The following is a 24036-nucleotide window of genomic DNA, read 5'->3' as shown; positions in this document are numbered from 1 at the left end:
GCGCCGCGGCGATCAGCAGATTGCGGCGGGTGAAGACGTGCAGGTGCAACGTGCAGCCGACCGCCAGCACCAGGGCGATGATCGGCCCACGGCTTTGGGTGAGCAGCAGCATCACCAGCATGATGACCACCGGCAGATAGAGCCAGTGGCTGGCTTTTTCTTTCAGTAGCATGCCGCAGATTAAAATGCCGATGCCGCAGTAACCGGCAAGGTCGATAACGTTCGTTGGTCCGGGGTTCTCGGGGGAGACCGCTCGTTCGGTGAGGACCAGCGTATGGTCGATAATCAGCGTCCACAGGGAGAGCACGGTGATCCCGCCAACCACCGCCAGCATGGCCAGGCGGCGGGTTCGTTCGTCGCTGAGCAGCATCGTCATCAGCAACAGATACCCCGTCAGATACACGCCGTGGGTGATCGGCGAGTCAATATGCTGTGGCGTATGTCCCCACAGGTTACTGAGGGCGTAATAGATAAAGAAAGCTGCCAGCAGCGTCCAGGTCTGCCACTGCTCGCGTAACACCCCGGCCAGCGCCTGGCGGTTTTCCTGGCGTACCAGCGACAGCAATAGCAGCAGGATCGATAAATGCAGCAGATTATTGGTCCGGGTGGACATGCAAAAAATCGCGCTGAAAAATAAAAACAAAGGAAAGACAATCGAGTAACCCTGTCTGGCGAAGTTACTCACTTTTAAAGTACTCATTAAACGCAACCTTTTCGAAGATAGTATCCGGCACAGCGCTTTCTGGGGAAAAATTAATCACCCGAATCTGACGTTGCTGCAGTACCTGCGCGGCATGCGCAAAGGAGGGCATGACGAGGGTATCCACTTTTGATGCCAGGTAAGAAGGCAATTTTTCTTGTTGTGTTTCGTAGAATCGCGGCTGGTTAAAGTTGGTCATATCCAGGCCGCTCACCAGGATAGTATTGAAGCCCAGCCAGGCGAGAATTTGCAGCGCCCAGTAGACCACCGTGCCGGCATCAAAGATGCCCTGGCGAATATCGGTGCTAAAACAGATATCCGGGCGCTGAGGGTGAAAGCACATCGCCGCATTCTGCTGGTAAGTGCGCTTTATCGCTTCGCTGGCGACTTTCGGCTGGTAAATCTTATAGCAACCGTCCTCAATCAACGCCAAACGGCAGCGTAGTGCGTCCCCATAGCGATCGAGGATTTTGGCGATCCCGTGCATGGTGGTGAACAGCAGAATCTCCGGCTGGCTGACAATGGCGCGGATAATATCAGGCTTCTTATCGAAAAATTCCATGTCGACGATGGTATAGAGCGAAAAGTGCAGCCGGTCGGCAAGATGCCAGGCGCCATTGACGCCCATCACCGGGATCGTTTTCGACAACAGGGAAAAATCGATATTGCGGGTTGAGGGGCCGGTGGCGGTCAGCAGGACTTCGCCCTGCATGCTGTTTTTCAGCGCGCTCAGGCTGACCAGCGGCACCGTTTTCCCTTTATAGCGTAACGCGCTGATTTCGCCGCTTGGCGCGCGCGTAATACGGGTAAAAGGCCACAGATTTTCATTGTGGCGATAAGCGCGAGGGCGCGTATAGCGGTAGATCTGTTTAAACAGGGATCCCATCAGAGCAGCCCCTGATTTTGCAGGAGAAGATGAACCCGGCTGGCCGGAATATCGCTGGTGCTGGTGCTGTTTTCCGGCCTGACGATATGCTGGTTTTTACCGTATCCGCCAATCAGCCCCGGATCGGTCGGGCCGTAGAGCGTGAAGTTCGGTTTATCCAGCGCGGCGGTCAAATGACTCAGTCCGGTATCGACCGAGACAACAGCCCGGGCGCTAGCCAGAACCTGCGCCACCTGCTCAAGGCTCATGCGCGGCAGCACTTCAACATACTCCCGGCCTTCCGCCAGTCGTTTTGCCCGCGCCTCTTCGTGCGGGGCGCCCCACGGCAGCTTAATGCGGACGCCGCTGTCGGCCAGCAGATCGAGAAGCTCCTGCCAGCGGGTTTCCGGCCAGTGCTTATCATCGCGGGTGGTGGCGTGCAGAAACACCAGATAGGGCGCGGCAGCGCTAGCCTCGTGCTGCAGGAAATGGCGCGCAATGGCGTAATCCCCCTGGGTCTGGGGTTTCGCGTAGCCAAGGCTTTTGGCGAACAGCTCGCGGGTACGCTCCACCGCGTGCTGCTGTTTCGCGATATGGTGGCGGCGGTTGTAAAACAGGCTGGCCAGCGGCTCGCGGGCCGTTTGCCAGTCCATACCGTGCTTGACGCCGTGCGCCAGGCGAGTAACCAGCGCGGCGCTTTTCACCAGCCCCTGGGCGTCGATGATGGCGTCATACTTTACCGCCTGAACGGCCTCGCGGAAGGCTTGACGCTCCGCTTTAATCGGCGCGGAAAACCAGGCTTTACGCCAGCGGCGAATCGCCACCGGGATCACCCGCTCGACGCTTTCATGCCAGGAGGGGATCTGCGCGAAACCCTCTTCAACCACCCAGTCGAAGCGAATGCCGGGGATGGCCTGCGCAGCGTCGGTTAGCGCGGGCAGCGTGTGTAGCACGTCGCCCATGGACGAGGTTTTTACGATCAATACCCGCATCCGTTACGCTTCCTCGTGCTCGGTTTTTTCCGCTAACAGTTCGTTCAGCTCTTGCAGGACGCGTTCTGGGGTGATGTCGATCAGGCTCTGATGATAGCCTTCCGCGGCATCGCCTTTGCGCACCTTGTGGTAGCCGCTAATCAGGCGGATAACCCGCGCTTTATGCGACAGCGGCGGGGTGAAGTCCGGGCTGCTCGGGCCATACAGCGCCACCAGCGGGCGGTCCAGCGCGGCGGCGACGTGCATCAGCCCCGAATCGTTAGTCACTACAGCTTTACAGGCGGCGATCAGAATGACCGCCTGCTCCAGCTGGGTTTCACCCGCCAGATTACGACACCAGGCCTGCTGCTCGCTGCTGAGGGCGGCGATGATCTCTTTGCCGGCCTCGTTATCTTTCGCCGAGCCGAATAACGCAATCTGATAGCCATCGTCGATAAGCTTTTTCGCCAGCGCAGCATAGTGATAGTGCGGCCAGCGTTTGGCCGGACCGAATTCCGCGCCGGGGCAGAAGCCGATGATCGGCCGCTCGTTTGAGAGATTAAAGGCGTTGCAGGCCTGTGATTTTTCGCCATCGTTGACCTGCAGCTGCGGCCACAGCAGCGGCTGCGGCAGATCTTTGGCGCAGCGCATCACGCCGTTGTCGTAGGCCAGCGCCACGTAGCGTTCCACCATCAGCGGCCAGGCGTCTTTGTCCAGCACCCGGGCGTCGTTGAGCAGGCCGTAGCGCATCTCGCCGCGCCAGCCGGTGCGCAGCGGGATGTTGGCAAAGAAGGGGACTAATGCCGATTTAAACGAGTTCGGCAGCACGTAAGCGCGATCGTAGCGACGCTCGCGCAGGCTGTGGCCGAGCTTGCGGCGTTCGCCGATAGCCAGCGCGCCGTGGCCCAGCGGCATCGGGATCGCTTCATTCACTTCCGGCATGCGCGATAGCAACGGACGGCACCAGGCTGGCGCCATCACGTCGATAATCGCCTGGGGATAGCGCGCCCTGAGCGTACGATAAAGACTTTGCGACATCATCATGTCGCCCACCCAAGACGGGCCTACCACCAGAATTTTCATGTTATCTCTTACGCATCCCGATTCAGCCAGGCCATATACTCCGTTACGCCTTCGGCAACGGTTTTGAATGGTTTGTCATAGCCCGCTTTGCGCAGGTTAGTCAGATCAGCCTGGGTGAATGCCTGGTAGCGGCCTTTCAGTTTGTCCGGGAACGGGATGTACTCAATGCTGCCTTTTTTATGGAAAGCCAGGGTCGCATCGGCAACCGCCTGGAAGGATTCCGCGCGGCCGGTGCCAAGGTTGAAGATCCCGGACACGCCGTTTTCCCAGAACCACAGGTTGACGTCTGCCACGTCGCCCACGTAGACGAAGTCGCGCTTGAAGCCGTCGCTGCCTTCGAACAGTTTCGGACTTTCGCCATTATTCAGCTGGGTGTTGAGGTGGAAAGCGACGCTCGCCATGCTGCCTTTGTGGCCTTCGCGCGGCCCGTAGACGTTGAAGTAGCGGAAGCCGACGATCTGCGAATTGGCTTCCGGCAGGATCTGGCGGACGTATTCGTCGAACAGGAATTTGGAGTAGCCGTAGACGTTCAGCGGCTGTTCGTACTCACGGGACTCGATGAAGTCGCTGGTGCGCCCGCCGTAGGTGGCGGCGGAAGAGGCGTACAGGAACGGGATTTCACGCTCCAGGCAGTAGTGCAGCAGCTCTTTAGAGTACTGATAGTTGTTATCCATCATGTACTTGCCATCCCACTCTGTGGTGGAAGAGCACGCGCCTTCGTGGAAGATCGCTTCGATTTCACCGAACTCTTCACCCGCCATTATCTGGATCAGAAAGTCTTCTTTATCCATGTAGTCAGCGATGTTCAGGTCAACCAGATTCACAAACTTGGTGCCGTCTTTCAGATTGTCGACAACCAGAATGTCGGTGATGCCTTTGTCATTCAGCGCTTTAACGATGTTGCTGCCGATAAAGCCTGCGCCGCCGGTAACGATGATCATAACTGTACCTTTGAAGTTGGGAGCCCGAAGACAATCCGGGCATGAATGCTCATATCATATCACCACATGAGCAAGCCTACAGCCATTCGCAGAATAAGGTGCTGGGCTGACGTGATTTATGCTGCAAATAATTCATTCAGGCCTGCATCATCTCGTATCAGCGTATAGCTTTGGGTAATATGTGCCAAATTTTGCCGAATCTGGAGAGTTGCAATGCGTGGTGATTTCTACAAACAGTTAACGAGTAATCTGGAAACCGCTCGGGCCGAAGGCTTGTTCAAAGAAGAGCGGATCATCACCTCGGCGCAGCAGGCGGACATTACCGTCGGCGACAGCCATGTGATTAACTTCTGCGCCAATAACTATCTGGGTCTGGCGAACCACCCGGAACTGATTGCCGCAGCGAAATCCGGTATGGACAGCCACGGCTTCGGGATGGCCTCGGTGCGCTTCATCTGCGGTACCCAGGACACGCATAAGCAGCTGGAGAAGAAGCTGGCCGATTTCCTCGGTATGGAAGACGCGATCCTCTACTCCTCCTGCTTTGACGCCAACGGCGGCCTGTTTGAAACGCTGCTCGGGCCGGAAGACGCCATTATCTCCGACGCCCTGAACCATGCCTCGATCATCGACGGCGTGCGCCTGTGTAAAGCGAAGCGCTTCCGCTATGCCAACAACGACATGCAGGAGCTGGAAGCGTGTCTGAAAGAAGCGCGCGAGGCCGGCGCGCGTCACGTGCTGATCGCCACCGATGGCGTCTTCTCGATGGATGGCGTGATCGCCAACCTGAAAGGCGTTTGCGACCTGGCGGATAAATACGATGCGTTGGTGATGGTCGATGACTCCCACGCCGTCGGCTTCGTCGGCGAAAACGGCCGCGGCTCTCATGAATATTGCGACGTGATGGGTCGCGTCGACATCATCACCGGCACGCTGGGTAAAGCGCTGGGCGGCGCCTCCGGGGGCTACACCGCCGCACGCAAAGAGGTGGTTGAGTGGCTGCGCCAGCGTTCCCGTCCGTATCTGTTCTCCAACTCTCTGGCGCCGGCCATTGTGGCCGCCTCCATCAAAGTGCTGGAGATGGTTGAAGAGGGGGCAGACCTGCGCGATCGGCTGTGGGCTAACGCGCGTCTGTTCCGCGAAAAAATGACCGCGGCAGGTTTCACGCTGGCGGGCGCCGACCACGCCATCATTCCGGTGATGCTGGGTGAAGCGGTGGTGGCGCAGAACTTTGCCCGCGAGCTGCAGAAAGAAGGGATCTATGTCACCGGCTTCTTCTATCCGGTGGTACCGAAAGGCCAGGCGCGTATTCGCACCCAGATGTCGGCGGCGCATACCCCTGAACAAATTGAGCGTGCGGTGGAAGCCTTTACCCGCATCGGCAAACAACTGGGCGTCATCGCCTAATAAGGGTGTGAGATGAAAGCGTTATCCAAACTGAAAGCGGAAGAAGGCATCTGGATGACCGACGTACCGGAACCGGAAGTCGGCCATAACGATCTGCTGATTAAAATCCGCAAGACCGCTATTTGCGGAACCGACGTGCACATCTACAACTGGGATGAGTGGTCGCAGAAGACCATTCCGGTGCCGATGGTGGTCGGTCACGAATACGTTGGCGAAGTGGTGGGGATTGGTCAGGAAGTGCGCGGCTTTAAGATTGGCGACCGCGTCTCCGGCGAGGGGCATATCACCTGCGGCCACTGCCGCAACTGCCGCGCGGGCCGCACCCATTTGTGCCGCAACACCATCGGCGTGGGCGTTAACCGCCCGGGCTGCTTTGCCGAGTATCTGGTGATCCCGGCTTTTAACGCCTTTAAAATCCCCGACAATATCTCTGATGACCTGGCGTCTATCTTCGACCCGTTCGGCAACGCGGTGCACACCGCGCTCTCCTTCGATCTGGTCGGGGAAGATGTACTGGTTTCCGGCGCCGGTCCGATCGGCGTGATGGCGGCGGCGGTGGCGAAACACGTCGGCGCGCGTAACGTGGTGATCACCGACGTTAACGAGTACCGTCTGGAGCTGGCGCGCAAAATGGGCGTCACCCGCGCGGTGAACGTGGCCAAAGAGAACCTCAATGACGTGATGGCCGAGCTGGGCATGACCGAAGGTTTCGATGTGGGTCTGGAGATGTCCGGCGCGCCGCCGGCGTTTCGCAGCATGCTGGATACCATGAACCACGGCGGCCGTATCGCGATGCTGGGCATTCCGCCGTCGGATATGTCCATCGACTGGACCAAGGTCATCTTCAAAGGGCTGTTTATTAAAGGGATCTATGGTCGCGAAATGTTCGAAACCTGGTACAAAATGGCGGCGCTGATCCAGTCTGGTCTGGACCTTTCACCGATCATCACCCACCGCTTCGGCATTGATGATTTCCAGAAAGGTTTTGACGCGATGCGCTCCGGCCAGTCCGGTAAAGTGGTTCTGAGCTGGGAATAACGCCTCCGGGCTGTTGTAAAAATCAGCAAAAAAGGCGCCTGCGGGCGCCTTAATTTAGATTTGGATAACATTTTTAGCCTGCTTAATATTAAGCGCACAATTTCTACATCGATTTTACGGTTATTCGCTTATACAGTGTGTTTAGTCGCGGTTTAACTTTGTAACTATCATGCTTAAACTCTCCGTATGCTTACTGACCTGTAACTCTGCGCGCCTGCTGATGGAGGTGCTGCCGCCGCTGCTGAAGGTGGCCGATGAATGTATCGTCGTCGACTCCGGCAGCACCGACGAAACGGTCTCTATTTGTCAGCAGTTTGGTCTCACCGTCCATCATCATGCCTATAAAGCCCACGGCGCCCAGATGAACTATGCCATCGGGCTGGCCAGCCATGACTGGGTGCTGTGTATGGATAGCGATGAGATTCTTGATAACGACGTGGTGGCGGCCATTCAGGCGTTAAAAGCGGGCGAGGAGCCAGACCCAACCTGCGCCTGGCGTTTGCCGCGCTACTGGTTTGTGCTCGGCACGCAGGTGCGAACGATCTACCCTATTTCTTCGCCGGATTACCCGGTGCGTCTCTTTAACCGCCAGCAGGCGCGGTTTAACGACCGGCCGGTGGATGACCAGGTGGTCGGACACGCACGCTCCGTCAGGCTGCCGGGCTTTGTACGCCATGACACCTTTTATTCGCTGCATGAAGTGTTTAATAAGCTAAACAGCTATACCACCCGGCTGGTGAAGTACCAGCAGATCAAACCTTCGCTGACGCGGGGGATCGTCAGCGCCATTGGCGCTTTCTTTAAGTGGTATCTCTTTAGCGGAGCGTGGCGCTATGGCAAAGTCGGCGTGGTCACCGGCCTGTACGCCACGTTTTACAGCTTTCTCAAATATTTTAAGGCGTGGTACGCCCACGAAGATAACCAGGCGCCCGTCGCGCAAAAGCGAACGGACCCCTGAGTGGTCTAGTTGCCGGGATTGTCCCAGCCTTGCCATTTGAGGCGATAGTACTGGACCAGCGCGCTCTGGCTGATGCTGTCGCTGAGGATAGTGAAGAAGCGGCTGGCGTTCACGGGCTCCAGCGGGCGCTTCGGCTTGCAATACTTCACGCCGTGGAACGGATTACGCGGCTTCTGCTGCTGCTGCGGCGTTTGTTGCGCGGGCGGCTGAGCGTAGTTTGGCGTCGAGTTGTCGACCTGCGGCTCGTTGAGCAGGCTGCTCGGGCGCACCAGCGTGATATCCGGCGGCAGGTTATAGACCATCTGCTGCAGCACCCGCACCGTCGTCGGATGCGGATGGCCAATGGCTATTGCCGAACCGTTGCGCCGCGCCAGGGCGATGGCGCGATTGAACTGGGTGCGGATATCGGCTTCATTCTGCGTATCGTCAAGAAACACCTTGCGCTTAATCACCTTCACCCCGGTGCCCTGCGCGGCGCGCATGGCCTGGGTGTTGCCGATGGTGACGCTATCGAGAAAATAGAGATTGTAGCGCTCCAGGGCCTGCATCACCTTCTGCATACCAAACAGGTTGGAGGTCATCGCGCTGCCCATATGGTTATTCAGCCCGACGGCGTAGGGAACTTTGCCGTAAGCCTCGCGAATGATGCGCTCGATCTCCTCGCTGCTCATTTCGGGACGCAGGGTGTCTTTTTCCAGCGGCTGTTTGCTGAGCGGCGCCATCGGCAGGTGGATGAGCACTTCATGGCCCAGATTATGCGCTTTCGTGGCCATTTCCCGGGCGTGCGGCGCGTTCGGCAGCACGGCGACGGAGATAGTTGACGGCAGCGCCAGCACCTGATTCTCGGTCTGCGGGCGGTAGCCAAAATCGTCAATAACGATGGAGAGTTTGCCAGCGAACGCTGGCGCCGCCAGAGCCAGCGAACCGGCTACGGCAAGAGCAATTGCGCGAAATTGAAGCAAAACTTATCTTCCCAACCACGGCTGTGGATTGACCGCCTGACCCTGGCGGCGAATTTCGAAATAGAGCGACGGACGGCCCTGACCGCCGCTGCTGCCTACGAGCGCGATAGGCTGACCGGCACGAACCTGCGTACCGACGCTGACCAGCGCGCTTTGGTTATAGCCATACAGGCTCATGTCGCCTTTGCCATGTTCGACCACCACCACCAGACCATAGCCCTGCAGCCAGTCGGCCAGAATGACCCGACCATCGGCGATGGCTCTGACTTCGGTGCCTTCAGACGCGGCGATAACCATCCCTTTCCAACGTAGTTCACCTTGCAGCTGTTCGCCATATCGATGAAGGAGCGGACCGCGAACCGGCCAGAACGCCTGGCCGCGCGGCGAGCCCAGCCCGCCGGTGCGTGACATCAGCGAACGCTCGCTTTCCGTTGGTTTATAGGTGGTGCCTTTGCGCGATGCTTCCTGCTGGCGGTCGCGCACCGCCTGCGCATCGCGAGCTTCCCGATCGGCTCGGGCTTTGGCGGCAGCCTCCGCCTGGGCGATACGACCGCGTAGGCGCGATTCGTTAGCCCGCAATTCACTCAACTGTTGCTGACCCTGCTGAATGGCGGACTCCAGACCGGAAAGGGTCTTTTTCCGTTCGTTACGCGCCTGCTCCAGCTTCGCCTGCTGGGCTTTTTGCTCGTAGACCAGCGTCTGCTGCTGGCTCTGCTTCTCTTCGAGCATCGACTTTTGCACCGCCATCTCTTCGCGCGTTTTCTTCAGCTCCGCAATAGTCTCCTGACGGGCCTGGTTGAAATAGCTGAAGTAGACCTGCATCCGCTGATTGCGCTGGCCCTCTTCACCGCTCAGCACCATCTGGATGCCGGTATGCGGCCCCTGGCGGAACGCGGCGTCAAGCTGCGCGGCGAGGTTACGTTCCTGAGACGCGCGCTGACGCTCCAGCTTCGCGAGAGAAGCGTTCATCTCGTCAATCTGCTTATTGAGCTGGTTCAGGCTGTCCTGGGTTTCACGCAGTTTGCGGGCCGCGGCGGCGATCGCCTCTTCCTGCGCTTTGAGCTGGGCGAGCAGGCTTGCGCGCTGCTGCTGCTGTTGCTTAATCGCCCGCTGCCTGGCGGCGATGTCGGCCTGGATGGACTTTAGCTGATCGCGATCGTCGGCGTGCGCAGATGACGCGCACAGCAATACGCCAGCGCTGAGCGCGCTGGCGTAAAGGACGGATCGAACTGCCGTTGCGATCCATGTAGTTGAATACGTCGCCTTTCCCCTCATGGGGAAGGATTATTCCACGATGAACAGCGGCTTGCCAGTCATCTCTTGCGGGATTTCCATTCCCATCAGCGACAGCATGGTCGGGGCGATGTCGGAAAGTTTACCGCCATTGACCGCTTTGACCGCTTTGTTACCGACGTAGATCAGCGGAACCGGCAGGTTGGTATGGGCGGTGTGCGCCTGACCGGTGGCCGGGTCGCGCATCTGCTCGGCGTTGCCGTGGTCGGCGGTGATCAGCAACTGGCCGCCAACGGATTCCACTGCCTGAGTCACCTGGTCGATGCAGTGATCCAGCGCTTCAACCGCTTTCACTGCCGCTTCCATCACCCCGGTATGGCCAACCATATCGCCGTTCGGGTAGTTACAGATGATGGTGTCGTATTTGCCACCTTTGATGGCGGCGACCAGTTTCTCGGTCAGCTCGGCGGAGCTCATTTCCGGCTGCAGATCGTAGGTTGCCACTTTTGGTGAGTTAATCAGAATACGCTCTTCGCCTTTAAACGGCTCTTCTACGCCGCCGTTGAAGAAGAAGGTGACGTGAGCGTATTTCTCGGTTTCGGAGATGCGCAGCTGGGTTTTATCGTGCTTCGCCATCCACTCGCCGAAGGTGTTAGCCAGTGAGGCGGGCGGATAAGCGCAGGCGACTTTGATGTCGGCGGCGTATTCGGTGAGCATCACGAAGTCGAGGTTAACCACTTTCTTACGCGCGAAGCCGTCGAAGTCGGCGTTGACGAAGGCGCGGGTGATTTCACGCGCGCGGTCAGCACGGAAGTTCATGAAGATCAGCGCGTCGCCGTCTTCCATCGCGGCATCGGCCTGGCCGGCGGCGCGGATAACGGTGGCTTTGACGAATTCGTCGTTTTCGTCACGGGCGTAGGCGGCCTGCAGACCCGCGACGGCGGTATCGGCCTGGAATTCGCCTTTCGCCAGGGTCATCAGATCATAAGCTTGTTCCACGCGATCCCAGCGGTTATCGCGATCCATGGCATAGTAGCGGCCAATAATAGACGCGATGCGGCCTTTGCCCAGCGCGGCAAATTTGGCTTCGAATGTCGCCAGCGTTTTTTCCGCGCTGCGCGGCGGCGTATCACGGCCATCAAGGAAGGCGTGCAGATAGATTTTCTCAGCGCCGCGCTCTGCTGCCAGCTCCACCATCGCCATGATGTGATCTTCGTGGCTGTGGACGCCGCCCGGAGACATCAGGCCCATGATGTGGACCGCTTTACCGGCGGCAACCGCTTTGTCGACCGCGGCGGTGAGTACCGGGTTGGCGAAGAAGGTGCGTTCTTTAATTTCAACATCGAGACGGGTCAGGTCCTGGTAGACGATACGACCGGCGCCCAGGTTGACGTGGCCTACTTCGGAGTTCCCCATCTGACGGTCCGGCAGGCCGACTTCCAGGCCAGATGCATCGATCAGGGTATGCGGACGTTTGGCCCACAGGGCGTCCATTACCGGCGTTTTAGCGCTGTAAATGGCGTTATCCTGTTGGTCTTCGCGATAGCCGTAGCCATCCAGAATCACCAGTACCATAGGTTTTTTAGAAACCGACATTGCGACAACCTCATGCTCAAAGACAGAAATTTTGCGTAATTTTACTACAGCTGAATCGTTTAAATCCCCGTGAAAGATCAAAGAAAGGGAAGGGGCGGCGTCAGAGGCGATGATGAAGGCGGCTTTTTTTTCGTGACCGCCCGCAGAAAATACATTACATCGCGCTCACTGGCTGTATTTGCCGCAATGCACAGGTATACTCCTTCCCTGGTTTTTTATCACTTAGTCGGGAGTTGTAACCCCCCATGCAAGAAATTATGCAATTCATCGGCCGTCACCCGGTCCTGAGCATCGCGTGGATCGCGCTGCTGGGTGCGGTACTGTTCACCACCTTTAAAGGGTTGATGTCGAAAGTTAAAGTCATCACCCGTGGTGAAGCGACGCGTCTTATCAATAAAGAAGATGCGGTGGTGGTCGACCTGCGTCAGCGTGACGATTTCCGTAAAGGCCATATTGCCGGCGCCATCAACCTGCTGCCTGCCGATATCAAAGCCAATAACGTCGGCGAGTTGGAAAAACACAAATCGCAACCCATTATTGTGGTAGACGGTTCCGGCATGCAGGCGCAAGAGCCAGCCAGCGCGCTGAACAAAGCCGGGTTTGAAAAAGTCTTTGTACTGAAAGAGGGCATCGCAGGCTGGAGCGGCGAAAACCTTCCTCTGGTACGCGGCAAATAACTTACCTCGCGTGGTAATGCCGCCGCGCTTTCCCCTTCATGCCTGACGTGAGGGGAAGCTCAGGCTGCGGCGTAAAACCCCAGGGTAAAAACAGGAGTAAAGTCATGGCCAATATTGAGATCTACACCAAAGCGACCTGCCCGTTCTGCGTACGCGCGAAAGCGCTGTTGAACAGCAAAGGCGTAACGTTCCATGAGTTGCCGATCGATGGCGATGCCGCGAAGCGTGAGGAGATGATCCAGCGCAGCGGACGGACGACGGTTCCGCAGATTTTTATTGATGCGCAGCACATTGGCGGCTGTGACGACTTGTATGCGCTTGATTCACGTGGTGGACTTGATCCCCTCTTGCGCTAATTTTTGCGCGCTTTCCCTGGCGGAAGCGCGTATTTAAGGACAACACGAAAGGGTTTTACTATGTCAGAACAAAACAGCACCGAAATGACCTTCCAGATCCAGCGTATCTATACCAAAGATATCTCTTTTGAAGCGCCGAACGCGCCGCAAGTTTTCCAGAAAGACTGGCAGCCGGAAGTTAAACTTGATCTGGATACCGCCTCCACCCAGCTGGCTGAAGGCGTTTATGAAGTGGTGCTGCGTGTGACCGTGACCGCCGCGCTGGGCGAAGAAACCGCGTTCCTCTGTGAAGTACAGCAGGGCGGTATTTTCTCCATCGACGGCATCGAAGGCACCCAGATGGCGCACTGCCTCGGCGCATACTGCCCGAACATTCTGTTCCCGTACGCGCGTGAGTGCATCACCAGCCTGGTTTCCCGCGGCACCTTCCCGCAACTTAACCTTGCGCCAGTGAACTTCGACGCGCTGTTTATGAACTATCTGCAGCAGCAGGCTGGCGAAGGTGCTGAACAACATCAGGATGCCTGATGAACGCACTTAATGCTGCAATGACTGTGATCGGTGCCGGCTCTTACGGCACCGCTCTTGCCATCACCCTGGCAAGAAATGGCCACCACGTTGTGCTCTGGGGCCATGACCCGAAACATATCGCGACGCTGCAACACGATCGCTGCAACGCCGCGTTCCTTCCCGATGTGCCTTTCCCGGATACGCTGCATCTTGAGAGCGACCTGGCCACCGCGCTGGCCGCCAGCCGAGACATCCTTGTCGTGGTGCCAAGCCATGTGTTCGGCCAGGTATTACGTCAGATTAAACCGCTGATGCGTCCCGACGCACGTCTGGTGTGGGCGACCAAAGGCCTCGAGGCTGAAACCGGCCGCCTGCTGCAGGACGTGGCGCGTGAAGCGCTGGGCGATGATATCCCGCTGGCGGTGATCTCGGGACCAACCTTCGCCAAAGAGCTGGCCGCCGGTCTGCCGACGGCGATTTCGCTGGCAGCGACGGATCCGCAGTTTGCCGAGGATCTGCAGCACCTGCTGCACTGCGGCAAAAGTTTCCGCGTCTACATCAATCCGGACTTTATCGGCGTGCAGCTCGGCGGCGCGGTGAAAAACGTCATTGCCATCGGGGCCGGTATGTCGGATGGCATCGGCTTCGGCGCCAATGCGCGTACGGCGCTGATTACCCGTGGGCTGGTGGAAATGTCCCGTCTCGGCGCGGCGCTGGGCGCCGATCCGGAAACCTTTATGGGCATGGCCGGTCTCGGTGACCTGGTGCTCACCTGCACCGACAACCAGTCCCGTAACCGTCGCTTCGGCATGATGCTCGGCCAGGGTATGGACGTGCAGAGCGCCCAGGACAAGATTGGCCAGGTGGTCGAAGGCTACCGCAATACCAAGGAAGTTCGCGTTTTGGCACAGCGTTTAGGTGTCGAAATGCCAATAACCGAGGAAATTTATCAGGTATTGTATTGCGGAAAAATTGCGCGCGAGGCAGCATTGACCTTATTGGGTCGCGCCCGCAAGGACGAGCGCAGCAGCAATTAGCTTTCCTTTGTCACCTGAATGACCCTGCCAGCGCAGAACTGGCAGGTCATTATCATATCGTCTGGAGTATGCAATGCCGTGTGAAGAACTGGATATCGTCTGGAATAATATTAAAGCCGAAGCCCGGGCTCTGGCTGACTGTGAGCCGATGCTCGCCAGTTTTTACCACGCTACGCTACTCAAGCATGAAAATCTGGGCAGTGCGCTGAGCTATATGCTGGCCAACAAGCTGGCCTCGCCGATTATGCCAGCGATCGCCATTCGCGAAGTGGTGGAAGAGGCCTATGCCGCCGATCCGGAAATGATCGCCTCCGCCGCCTGCGATATTCAGGCGGTGCGCACGCGCGACCCGGCGGTGGATAAATACTCCACGCCGCTGCTCTACCTGAAGGGTTTCCATGCGCTGCAGGCCTACCGTATCGGCCACTGGCTGTGGACTCAGGGCCGACGTGCGCTGGCGATTTTCCTGCAAAATCAGGTCTCCGTCTCCTTCCAGGTGGATATCCACCCGGCGGCGAAAATCGGCCGCGGGATCATGCTCGACCACGCCACCGGCATTGTGGTCGGCGAAACGGCGGTGATTGAAGATGACGTCTCTATCCTGCAGTCGGTCACCCTCGGCGGTACCGGTAAAACCAGCGGTGACCGTCACCCGAAAATTCGCGAAGGCGTGATGATTGGCGCCGGGGCGAAGATCCTCGGTAATATCGAAGTGGGACGTGGGGCGAAGATTGGCGCCGGTTCGGTGGTATTGCAGCCGGTTCCGCCGCACACCACCGCGGCGGGCGTACCGGCGCGCATCGTTGGCAAGCCGGAGAGCGACAAGCCGGCGATGGACATGGATCAGCATTTCAACGGCATCCACCACACCTTCGAGTACGGCGACGGGATTTGATGTATTGCCATTTGCCGCTGTTAAGCTCAGATATGTAGCCCGGATAAGGCGCGGTGCGCCGCCATCCGGGAATGGCTCAGGTTAGCTGCGCAACACGGCTCCCGGATACCCCAGCTGGCGCCAGGCTTCATACACCACCACCGACACCGCGTTGGACAGGTTCATGCTGCGGCTGTCCGGCATCATCGGAATACGGATTTTCTGCTCTGGCGGCAGGGCATCGAGGATGCTGGCCGGCAGACCGCGGGTTTCCGGGCCAAACATCAAGAAATCGCCATCCTGATAGCTCACTGCGCTGTGCGCCGGCGTGCCTTTGGTGGTCAGGGCGAACAACCGCTGCGGCTGCGCGCTGGCGAGAAACGCCGCGTAATCCGCATGGCGCTGCACGGCAGTGAACTCGTGATAGTCCAGTCCGGCGCGTCTCAGGCGTTTATCGTCCCAGGTAAAGCCCATCGGCTCAATGATATGCAGACTGAAGCCCGTGTTGGCGCACAGGCGGATAATATTCCCGGTGTTCGGCGGGATCTCTGGTTCGAATAACACGATGTTCAGCATACTGCCCCCTTAATTGCGGGGGGCAGAATAGCAGATATTTGGCGAACCCTCACCCCGGCCCTCTCCCTGAGGGAGAGGGGGAAAACCGGCGCCGGTCGGTGGATCGGAGGGTGCGGGTAAAGGACTCACCCATCAGTCGATACTTCTCGTGGACAGAGGCTCAGGGAAACGCCGCCGCTAACCTGTCTGCCGGACAGTCCCCTCTCCCTGAGGGAGAGGGTTAGGATGAGGGGAGAGAATGACGCCGCCGCCTACGCGGCGTTATTCTGCTTGAGCGCATCGAAGGTCTGCAGCGCTTCGGCGTTCTGCACCAGCGAATCACGGCTGATTTCACGGATGGTTTTCGCCCCGGTCAGGGTCATCGCCACTTTCATTTCTTTTTCGATCAGGTTCAGCAGATTCGCCACGCCCTGCTTACCGTGGGTCGCCAGGGCGTACAGGTAAGCGCGGCCCAGCAGTACGCTGTCGGCGCCCAGGGCGATCATCCGCACCACGTCGAGCCCGTTGCGGATGCCGCTGTCGGCGAGAATAGTGATGTCGCCTTTCACCGCGTCGGCAATTGCCGGCAGGGCGCGGGCCGAGGAGAGCACGCCATCGAGCTGGCGGCCGCCGTGGTTAGAGACCACAATGCCGTCAGCGCCGAAGCGCACCGCGTCGCGGGCGTCCTCCGGATCGAGGATCCCTTTGATCACCATCGGACCGTCCCAGAAATCGCGGATCCACTCGAGGTCTTTCCATGAAATCGACGGATCGAAGTTATTCGCCAGCCAGCCGATGTAATCCTCCAGACCGGTCGGTTGGCCGAGATAGGCGGAGATATTGCCCAGATCGTGCGGGCGACCGTTAAGGCCGACGTCCCACGCCCACTGCGGATGAGTCACCGCCTGCCAGTAGCGGCGCAGGGCGGCGTTCGGGCCGCTCATGCCGGAATGGGCGTCGCGGTAGCGGGCGCCAGGGGTCGGCATATCGACGGTAAAGACCAGCGTCGAGCAGCCGGCGGCCTTGGCGCGCTCCAGCGCATTGCGCATAAAGCCGCGGTCGCGCAGGACGTATAACTGGAACCACATCGGGCGTTTGATGGTCGGGGCGACCTCTTCAATCGGGCAAACGGAAACGGTAGAGAGGGTGAACGGAATGCCTTTGTCGTCCGCCGCGCCGGCGGCCTGCACTTCGCCGCGGCGAGCGTACATTCCGCACAGCCCGACCGGCGCCAGCGCCGTCGGCATCGCCAGCTTCTCATTGAACAGAGTGGTCTCGAGACTCAGATCCGACATATTGCGCAAAATACGCTGGCGCAAGGCCACATCGGACAGGTCCTCGACGTTACGGCGCAGGGTATGTTCGGCGTAGGCGCCGCCGTCGATATAGTGGAACAGAAACGGCGGCAGGATACGCTGTGCGGCGGCGCGATAGTCGCTGGCGGCGGAAATAATCATCACGAGTTCTCCCTGGAATTTTCATTGTGGTCACCGGGCAGGCGGGTAATTCGCGCCTGGCGGGCCTGGTCTTCATCAAAACGTTTAATCGTGGCGTGGACAAAACCTAAGTGGCCCATCATCGCCTGGCGCGCCGCCTCGGCGTCACCGGCAACAATAGCCTCCATAACGGCCTGGTGCTGTTCAGTCAGGCGGGCAAACACCGGCGGCACCAGATACATGCGCTGGCGGCTCTGCTTAACGGAGGAGTGCAGCAGGTCGAAAAAACCGCGCATGGTTTGCAGGAGCACCACGTTATGCGAGGCTTCGGCGATGGCCAGATGGAAGCGGACATCCGCCTGCGAGGCGATATCCGGGTCTTCACTCTGGGTCGCTTCAAAGCACAGACGAATTTTTTCTTTATCGGCGTCGGTGGCCCGCATCGCTGCGTGCCACGCGGTGCTGGCCTCGATGGCGTGGCGGGCTTCGAGGATGTCGAAGCTGTAGTCCGGGTCATCGGCCAGCAGCGTCTTCAGCGGCTGGACGATGTTTTGCTCCGACCACGGTTCATGCTGCCAGCGGACGAAGGTGCCGCCGCCGCGACGGCTCAGCAGCACGCCTTCATTGACCAGCATCGCCAGCGCTTCGCGCAGGGAATTGCGCGAGACGCCGAGCTGGGCGGCGAGCTGGCGTTCAGCGGGCAGTCGCATGCCCGCCTCCAGCTGTTGTTCTTCAATCAGCGCCCGGACGCGACGCGCCACGTCGTCGGCCAGGCGTTTAGGCATCACTATCACGGGATCATCCAGGTTAAAACGTAGGCCTGCAGCGTGGTGATCAGGCCCACCATGCAGGTGAAGATCAGGCTGTGTTTGACGGTAAAGCGGAACAGATCCGACTCTTTACCCACCAGGCCTACCGCGGCGCAGGCGATGGCGATCGACTGAGGGGAAATCATCTTGCCGGTGACACCGCCGGTGGTGTTGGCCGCGACCAGCAGAATATCGGAGACGCCAATCTGCTGCGCGGCCGTTGCCTGCAGTGCGGCGAACAGGGCGTTAGACGAGGTGTCCGAACCGGTCAGGAATACCCCCAGCCAGCCAAGGAACGGCGAGAAGAAGGTAAACGCGTGGCCGGTATGCGCCAGCGCCAGGGCCAGGGTCGACGACAGCCCGGAGTAGTTGGAGATAAAGGCGAACGCCAGCACCATGCCGATAGAGTAGATCGGCAGCGCCAGATCCTTCAGCGTCCCGGCGAAGGTGGTCAGCGCGTCTTTTGGCTTCATGCGCAGCCAGACGATGGACAGCAGGGCGGCGAACAGAATGGCGGTGCCGGTTGCCGACAGCCAGTCGAATTTATACACCGCGGCGTATGGCGTCGCGGCGCTAACTACCGGCGGCATACGGGCAACCATTTTGTCGAGGAACGGCACCGAAATATTGATGACGAAGTCATACATTGCGCCGCCCGGTGCGAACAGCGCTTTAAACGGCGGTACGCTCCACAGGGTCACGGTGGCGGTCAGGAACAGGAACGGCGACCAGGCGCGGATCACTTGTCCCGCCGTGTAGCGGGTGCGGGCCAGCGTCATATCCACCTGCGAGGCGCCGATATCGCCGAAGCGGAAGATGCGTACCGGCTGCCAGCGTTTGAGGAACAGGGTCAGACAGACCAGGGAGACCAGCGACGAGATGATGTCCGGCAGCTCCGGGCCAAGGAAGTTAGAGCTGAGGTACTGGGCAATAGCGAACGAACCGCCTGCCACCATCACCGCCGGCCAGGTCTCTTTGATGCCGCGCCAGCCATCCATGATGGCCATGATCCAGAACAGGACGATAATGGTCAGGAACGGCAGCTGACGGCCCACCATCTGGCCGATAGCAAAGCTGTCGATACCGGTCACCTGGCCGGCGACCAGGATCGGGATGCCCATCGCGCCGAAGGCTACCGGCGCGGTGTTGACGATCAGGCACAGGCCAGCCGCATACAGCGGGTTAAACCCAAGGCCGACCAGCAGCGCGGCGGTAATCGCCACCGGCGCGCCGAAACCCGCCGCCCCTTCGAGAAAGGCGCCGAACGAGAAGCCGACGATCAGCATCTGCAGGCGCTGGTCCGGCGTAATCGACAGAATCGATGAGCGGATGATGTCGAACTGCCCGGTCTTCACCGAGATTTTATAGACGAAGACCGCGGCGATAATAATCCACGCGATAGGCCACAGGCCGTAGAAGAAGCCGTAGACCACCGAGGCTAAGGCGCGGTCCACCGGCATTTTATAGAACAGCAAGGCGACGGCCAGCGCAATAGCGACGGTCCAGGTGGCTGCGAGGTAGCCTTTCAGTTTGAGCTTAATCAGCGCAAAAAAGAAAAACAGAATCGGTAGCGATGCGATAAGACTGGATAACCAGATATTACCGGCGGGATCGTAGTTTTGTTGCCAGAGATTCATGCAGGGTCTCCATCGGGCCGCCAGGAGAGGAGGGCTGAGTCTGCGCTCATTGCCGATCCCATCGTAGGTAAAATTGGCCCGGCCAATTAAGGGTATCAGGGTTGATGACAACGAATGGTTAATCAGATGTTGCTCTTAAGCAACGTGTTTGTGATGTATTTTGAAGGATTTGTGAACTGCTGGGGGGTAGATGAAATTATTGGTTGGACCAATCGACCTGGCTGAGGGTAAAAATGTGGGAAGTGAAGACAGAATGACCCTCTCCGGGCGGAGAGGGCAGGGGATCAGAATTCGCTGCGGGCGAAACCGGTCATCTCTTTCAGACCCATTTCCCGGCCCAGGGCGGTCATCGGATGGACGACCACCAGACCGCGAACGCTTTTCTTCAGCTTGCCCATATCGGCCTGCTCTTTTTTGGTGATCGCGCGGCGGAACGGCAGGCTCATTAGTTTTTGCGCCTCTTTGCTCAGCTTCTGGCTCTGGACGGAACGCAGACGTTCAATCTCCGCTTCCAGGGTGGCTTTTTCTTTTTCCAGCTCGGCGTATTTGTCGGCGGCTTCCACCAGCGACAGTTCGGCCTGCTGATGGCGGATGGCGTCGAGACGGTCGCTCAGGCGCTTGATTTCATTTTTTTCGACTTCTTTCATGGTGACTTAATCTGTTAATAAAGGGGCTTCATTCGCCTATAGTATGTGCCGTGACCGCCATTGTTGATAGTTATTTATCAAAAATTCGCCGTTTATCGCCCGCAGAATGCTATACCAGCGCTCGCTAATAATTTGAATTTTATTAATATTCCGCCTAATACCCGTTCTAATTTCATTTCTGTGAAGCCCGTCGGCAGATAAGCACGTTTTCCTTAACCCGCGCCGGTGATTTGGCTAATGCTTAATCAGATTATTCCCAAAAGGAGGACGTGATGGCAAAGATCGGCGACGGCGTACCACGTTTAATCGATAAAGCGGTTGATTTTATGGCTTCCAGTCAGGCGTTTATGGAGTATTTGAAAAAATCTCCGCGTCTGCAGCATATACCGCGAGATATTCCCCAGGATAAGGAAGCGTTGTTTCTGCAGCGTCTGGAATATTATCGTCAGCTTTACCGGCCGACCTGCGACCAGACGGAGCCGGAGTCAGAGCGTTGATTTCTGGAAGGCTTTTTTTAAGCTGATTCGCGAAATCAGCTCAGTCAGGGACAACACCATTGTTGAGCGCACCATCTGCTGGTAACGCAGCTTCTGCATTGCCAGCAGTTCGGCATCGCTGTCATCAAACTGCGGCGTTGGCGGCAGGGCGGCGACGCAGTGCAGCTCGCCGAACGGACCGATAATTTCGTCGTCGGTAAAGCTGTACTCATTGCCGTCGTGGTTAAGCTCTTCGCGCAGGGCCATCAGCAGTTCGGCGTCTTCATATTCGGCACGACTTATCACCCCAAGGCCATAAATCAGCTTCAGGCGTACAGAGAGATCGCCGAGCGGCCCGCTGCCCTCCAGCAAGGGCTCGACGGCGTATTTCACCGCGTAGTCGTCTTTACGGAACACCTGAAGCACCAGAATATTGACCGCTTCCGTTAACAGTTCGACGGTGGCGATCAGGAAGCTTCGTACGGTTTTGCCAGCATTCAGACGCTCAAGCACACGGTTTTCAAATGCTTGTGTTTCTTCCATCATTGCCTGCATATCTGACAGGAGTCGTAATGGGCGCGACGTTGGTCGCGCCAGGTTGTGCATCATTTTTCCGCGTTGTAGTCGTTAACGGCCTCCGCGACGACATCACTTGCGGCATCCAGGCCGGAAATCTGCGCCAGCGCGGCCTGCGGCCCCTTGTCGGCGATCAGTGCCGCCAGCTCCTGCGCCTGCGGATCGTCTTCGCTACGGAAATGCATCGCCGCTGCAATCCCTTTCACCAGGTTGCGGTGCGGCAGACCGTATTCCAGGGTACCCAGCAGCGGCTTAATTAAACGGTCGCCAGCGCTCAGTTTGCGCAGCGGCTGACGGCCAACGCGCTCAACATCGTCTTTCAGGTACGGGTTCTCGAAACGTCCAAGAATTTTCTGGATATAAGCCGCGTGTTTCTGCGGGTCAAAGGCGTAACGTTTGATCAGCACCGCACCGCTCTCTTCCATCGCGCCCTGCACGACGGCACGAATTTTCTCGTCGAGGATCGCGTCGCGAATCGTCTGGTGGCCCGCCAGTTTTCCGAGGTAGGCGGTTATAGCATGCCCGGTGTTCAAGGTGAAGAGCTTGCGTTCGACAAATGCCATCAGGTTATCAGTTAATTCCATTCCCGGGATAGTCGGCAGCGCGCCCTTGAACTGCGTCTTATCGACAATCCACTCGCTGAAGGTTTCCACGGTGACTTCCAGCGGGTCATGGGTGGCGGAAGCCGATGGCGGCACAATACGGTCAACGGCTGAGTCGACAAAGCCGATATGGGCTTCAACCCACGCTTTATCTTCTTCCGCCAGCGCGTTAAACACGTGGCCTTTTAACTGCGTGGTGCCGCGCACCATATTTTCGCAGGCGATAATGTTCAGCGGACGTTCGCTGCCCTGCGCTTTGCGCTTCGCCAGTCCTTTGGCGATGGCCGGGGCGATGCGCTCAAGTACGACGGGACCGACGGCGGTGGTGACCAGATCCACCTCAGCGATCAGGTCCACAACCTCATCGCCGATGCTGCTGACGGCATTGACGCCGGAGACAGTATCCACTTGCTCATTCTCACCGACGACGTGAACCTGATAGCTATGACGGGCATTCAGGGCATCAAGTACGGTCTGATTGACATCGGCGAACGTCAGTTCAATGCCCGCGTCGGCCAGCAATTTACCGATAAAGCCACGTCCGATATTACCTGCGCCAAAATGTAATGCTTTCATAGTATTAACCTTCAATTAATGTTTTTACCTGAGAGGGCTGGGGTGAGGCTTTTCCCCTCACCCAAACCCTCTCCCAAAGGGAGAGGGAATGGACTGCTTTGGTTATTTATTCAACAGTGCCAGAACTTCGTCGACGCTGGTGGTTTTCGCCAGGCGCTCAATCACGGTTTCGTCATCCAGGGCGTTAGTCAGGCTGGTGATAACCTGAATATGCTCGTTGTTGCGGGCCGCGATACCGATCACCAGGCGGGCGACATCGTCTTCATCTTCCCCGAAGCGCACGCCTTCCGGGTACTGGCAGAAGACGACGCCGGTTTTCAGCACACGGTCTTTCGCTTCGATGGTGCCGTGCGGTACCGCGATGGACTCGCCGAGATAGGTCGAGGTCAGTTTTTCGCGGTCCAGCATCGCCTGCACATATTCCGGCTTGACGTAGCCGCCTTTCACCAGCTGCTCGCCGGCGAAGCGAATGGCTTCTTCTTTGGTGGCTGCTTTGCGCCCGAGGAAGATGTTATCCGCACCCAACTGGAACAGGTTTTTGTCGCCATCATCAAAGCTGTCTTTCAGGCTATCGGTAACTTTCACTTCATTCTCGATGTGGCGCTGGGCCGCGACCAGACGCTCAGTCAGGCTGGTGTACAGACCGCTGTCGAGGAAGTTGGTCAGCGAAATATGCTGCGCCTGTGGTACCTGGCGCATCGCCCGCTCGGTCAGGTCACGGTGGGTGATCACCAGGTCAACATCCGGCGGCAGGTTATTGATCGCGCTGTTGGTAACCGAGATGTTACTCAGTCCGGCATCCTGCACTTTCTTGCGCAGTACCCCGGCGCCCATGGCGCTGGAACCCATCCCGGCGTCGCAGGCGACGATGATTTTACGCACATGGCTCAGGTCGTTGGTGACATTACCGGCCGCCAGCGGGCTGGCGCCTTTGGATTCCGCTTTCATGTCATGCATACGACGCGTTGCGGCTTCGATATCGTCTTCTTCTTTTACCTTGCTGGTCTTCAGCAGAACCGCAGAGACCACGAAGGAGACCGCCATCGCTGCGATAATCGCGGCAATGTTAGCGAAGTAGGCGCCTTTCGGCGTCATCGCCAGCACCGCCAGGATAGAGCCAGGGGAAGCCGGAGAGACCAGACCGCCATTGAGGATGGTCAGGGTGAAGACACCGGTCATCCCGCCGAGGATAACGGCCAGGATCAGACGTGGGTTCATCAGCACGTACGGGAAGTAGATTTCATGGATACCCCCCAGGAAGTGGATGATAGCCGCCCCGCCTGCTGACTGTTTTGCGCTGCCGCGACCAAAGAACATGTACGCCAGCAGAACGCCCATCCCCGGACCCGGGTTAGCTTCAATCAGGAAGAAGATAGATTTACCCAGCTCGTGGGACTGCTGAATACCCAGCGGCGAGAAGATACCGTGGTTAATGGCGTTATTGAGGAACAGGATTTTTGCCGGTTCCACGAAGATAGACGCCAGCGGCAGCATGTCGTGCGCCACCATAAAGT

The 24036-nt window shown here is 58.2% G+C and carries 24 protein-coding genes and 1 pseudogene; 9 read left to right on the top strand and 16 right to left on the bottom strand.

From position 1 onward, the window contains the following. The 5 genes and pseudogenes from CW267_RS25315 to rfaD all read right to left on the bottom strand — a co-directional run. Window positions 1-700: pseudogene (locus CW267_RS25315) on the bottom strand (O-antigen ligase domain-containing protein); the annotation flags it as partial. Then, on the bottom strand, window positions 678-1586 hold the full coding sequence (locus CW267_RS25310) for a sugar glycosyltransferase (protein WP_100781154.1): 909 nt from the start codon (window positions 1584-1586) through the stop codon (window positions 678-680). The gene CW267_RS25310 and the pseudogene CW267_RS25315, both read right to left, overlap by 23 nt. Next, entirely contained in the window at window positions 1586-2557 is a 972-nt protein-coding gene (gene rfaC / locus CW267_RS25305; protein WP_008806847.1) for a lipopolysaccharide heptosyltransferase RfaC, read from the bottom strand. Before rfaC ends, CW267_RS25310 begins: the two co-directional genes overlap by 1 nt. 3 nt (window positions 2558-2560) lie before the next feature. After that, window positions 2561-3619 (bottom strand): ADP-heptose--LPS heptosyltransferase RfaF, encoded by a 1059-nt coding sequence (rfaF, locus tag CW267_RS25300; RefSeq protein WP_008806848.1) that lies wholly within the window; start codon window positions 3617-3619, stop codon window positions 2561-2563. 8 nt (window positions 3620-3627) lie between these two features. Next, the gene (gene rfaD / locus CW267_RS25295) at window positions 3628-4560 is read right to left on the bottom strand and encodes an ADP-glyceromanno-heptose 6-epimerase (protein ID WP_008806849.1); all 933 of its coding nucleotides are present in this window, start codon (window positions 4558-4560) and stop codon (window positions 3628-3630) included. Window positions 4561-4773: 213 nt separating this feature from the next. Between rfaD and kbl the strand changes: the two genes are divergently transcribed. The 3 genes from kbl to CW267_RS25280 all read left to right on the top strand — a co-directional run bounded on the left by kbl (window position 4774) and on the right by CW267_RS25280 (window position 7963). Beyond that, window positions 4774-5967: a glycine C-acetyltransferase gene (kbl, locus tag CW267_RS25290; RefSeq protein ID WP_008806850.1), complete on the top strand. Its 1194-nt coding sequence runs from the start codon at window positions 4774-4776 to the stop codon at window positions 5965-5967. 12 nt (window positions 5968-5979) lie between these two features. Next, entirely contained in the window at window positions 5980-7005 is a 1026-nt protein-coding gene (gene tdh / locus CW267_RS25285) for an L-threonine 3-dehydrogenase (protein ID WP_004205051.1), read from the top strand. A 169-nt stretch (window positions 7006-7174) separates the two neighbouring features. Continuing rightward, window positions 7175-7963 (top strand): glycosyltransferase family 2 protein, encoded by a 789-nt coding sequence (locus CW267_RS25280; RefSeq protein WP_012540315.1) that lies wholly within the window; start codon window positions 7175-7177, stop codon window positions 7961-7963. 5 nt (window positions 7964-7968) lie between these two features. Here the strand turns inward: CW267_RS25280 and CW267_RS25275 are convergent, their stop codons facing one another. The 3 genes from CW267_RS25275 to gpmM are packed head-to-tail and all read right to left on the bottom strand — an operon-like array spanning window position 7969 to window position 11754. Continuing rightward, entirely contained in the window at window positions 7969-8925 is a 957-nt protein-coding gene (locus CW267_RS25275; protein ID WP_100781153.1) for a divergent polysaccharide deacetylase family protein, read from the bottom strand. A gap of 3 nt (window positions 8926-8928) precedes the next feature. Next, window positions 8929-10200: a murein hydrolase activator EnvC gene (gene envC, locus CW267_RS25270; protein ID WP_008806853.1), complete on the bottom strand. Its 1272-nt coding sequence runs from the start codon at window positions 10198-10200 to the stop codon at window positions 8929-8931. A 9-nt stretch (window positions 10201-10209) separates the two neighbouring features. Beyond that, a complete protein-coding gene (gene gpmM / locus CW267_RS25265) occupies window positions 10210-11754 on the bottom strand; it encodes a 2,3-bisphosphoglycerate-independent phosphoglycerate mutase (protein WP_008806854.1) in 1545 nt (514 codons plus the stop codon). A gap of 245 nt (window positions 11755-11999) precedes the next feature. Between gpmM and CW267_RS25260 the strand changes: the two genes are divergently transcribed. The 5 genes from CW267_RS25260 to cysE all read left to right on the top strand — a co-directional run bounded on the left by CW267_RS25260 (window position 12000) and on the right by cysE (window position 15229). Beyond that, window positions 12000-12431 carry a rhodanese-like domain-containing protein gene (locus CW267_RS25260; RefSeq protein ID WP_008806855.1) on the top strand — a complete coding sequence of 144 codons (432 nt, stop codon included), beginning with the start codon at window positions 12000-12002 and terminating at the stop codon, window positions 12429-12431. 104 nt (window positions 12432-12535) lie between these two features. Continuing rightward, a complete protein-coding gene (grxC, locus tag CW267_RS25255) occupies window positions 12536-12787 on the top strand; it encodes a glutaredoxin 3 (RefSeq protein WP_008806856.1) in 252 nt (83 codons plus the stop codon). A 60-nt stretch (window positions 12788-12847) separates the two neighbouring features. Continuing rightward, complete coding sequence (secB, locus tag CW267_RS25250) at window positions 12848-13315, top strand: protein-export chaperone SecB (protein ID WP_002922428.1); 468 nt, start codon at window positions 12848-12850, stop codon at window positions 13313-13315. Then, the gene (gene gpsA, locus CW267_RS25245; RefSeq protein ID WP_008806857.1) at window positions 13315-14334 is read left to right on the top strand and encodes an NAD(P)H-dependent glycerol-3-phosphate dehydrogenase; all 1020 of its coding nucleotides are present in this window, start codon (window positions 13315-13317) and stop codon (window positions 14332-14334) included. Before secB ends, gpsA begins: the two co-directional genes overlap by 1 nt. A 73-nt stretch (window positions 14335-14407) precedes the next feature. Further along, entirely contained in the window at window positions 14408-15229 is an 822-nt protein-coding gene (cysE, locus tag CW267_RS25240) for a serine O-acetyltransferase (protein WP_002922426.1), read from the top strand. A gap of 81 nt (window positions 15230-15310) precedes the next feature. Here cysE and trmL read toward each other — a convergent pair whose 3' ends face one another. The 5 genes from trmL to CW267_RS25215 all read right to left on the bottom strand — a co-directional run bounded on the left by trmL (window position 15311) and on the right by CW267_RS25215 (window position 20292). Next, the gene (gene trmL, locus CW267_RS25235) at window positions 15311-15784 is read right to left on the bottom strand and encodes a tRNA (uridine(34)/cytosine(34)/5-carboxymethylaminomethyluridine(34)-2'-O)-methyltransferase TrmL (protein ID WP_004205043.1); all 474 of its coding nucleotides are present in this window, start codon (window positions 15782-15784) and stop codon (window positions 15311-15313) included. 251 nt (window positions 15785-16035) lie between these two features. After that, window positions 16036-17220, bottom strand: coding sequence for an FMN-dependent L-lactate dehydrogenase LldD (gene lldD / locus CW267_RS25230; protein ID WP_008806858.1), 1185 nt, complete (start codon window positions 17218-17220; stop codon window positions 16036-16038). Further along, window positions 17220-17993: a transcriptional regulator LldR gene (lldR, locus tag CW267_RS25225; protein ID WP_008806859.1), complete on the bottom strand. Its 774-nt coding sequence runs from the start codon at window positions 17991-17993 to the stop codon at window positions 17220-17222. Before lldR ends, lldD begins: the two co-directional genes overlap by 1 nt. Next, window positions 17990-19645, bottom strand: a complete 1656-nt coding sequence (gene lldP, locus CW267_RS25220; RefSeq protein WP_008806860.1) for an L-lactate permease — start codon at window positions 19643-19645, stop codon at window positions 17990-17992. The genes lldR and lldP overlap by 4 nt, the downstream gene beginning before the upstream one ends. A 284-nt stretch (window positions 19646-19929) precedes the next feature. Continuing rightward, window positions 19930-20292, bottom strand: coding sequence for a YibL family ribosome-associated protein (locus tag CW267_RS25215; RefSeq protein WP_008806861.1), 363 nt, complete (start codon window positions 20290-20292; stop codon window positions 19930-19932). Between the two features lie 272 nt (window positions 20293-20564). On the opposite strand from CW267_RS25215, the gene CW267_RS25210 reads away from it, so the two are divergent. Next, on the top strand, window positions 20565-20789 hold the full coding sequence (locus CW267_RS25210; protein WP_012540317.1) for a hypothetical protein: 225 nt from the start codon (window positions 20565-20567) through the stop codon (window positions 20787-20789). Here CW267_RS25210 and mtlR read toward each other — a convergent pair. The 3 genes from mtlR to CW267_RS25195 all read right to left on the bottom strand — a co-directional run. Continuing rightward, complete coding sequence (gene mtlR, locus CW267_RS25205) at window positions 20778-21374, bottom strand: mannitol operon repressor MtlR (protein WP_002922401.1); 597 nt, start codon at window positions 21372-21374, stop codon at window positions 20778-20780. The two genes, CW267_RS25210 and mtlR, sit on opposite strands and share 12 nt — an antisense overlap. Beyond that, complete coding sequence (gene mtlD, locus CW267_RS25200) at window positions 21374-22522, bottom strand: mannitol-1-phosphate 5-dehydrogenase (RefSeq protein ID WP_008806863.1); 1149 nt, start codon at window positions 22520-22522, stop codon at window positions 21374-21376. Before mtlD ends, mtlR begins: the two co-directional genes overlap by 1 nt. Window positions 22523-22624: 102 nt before the next feature. Then, a partial coding sequence (locus CW267_RS25195; RefSeq protein ID WP_101148667.1) for a PTS mannitol transporter subunit IICBA occupies window positions 22625-24036 on the bottom strand: 1412 nt, incomplete at its 5' end.

This window comes from Klebsiella sp. X1-16S-Nf21, from assembly GCF_002837615.1.
GTDB classification, from domain to species: Bacteria; Pseudomonadota; Gammaproteobacteria; order Enterobacterales; family Enterobacteriaceae; genus Klebsiella; species Klebsiella variicola.
The sequence above is the reverse complement of the archived record's forward strand: the minus strand, read 5'-3'. Positions and strand labels throughout refer to the sequence as shown.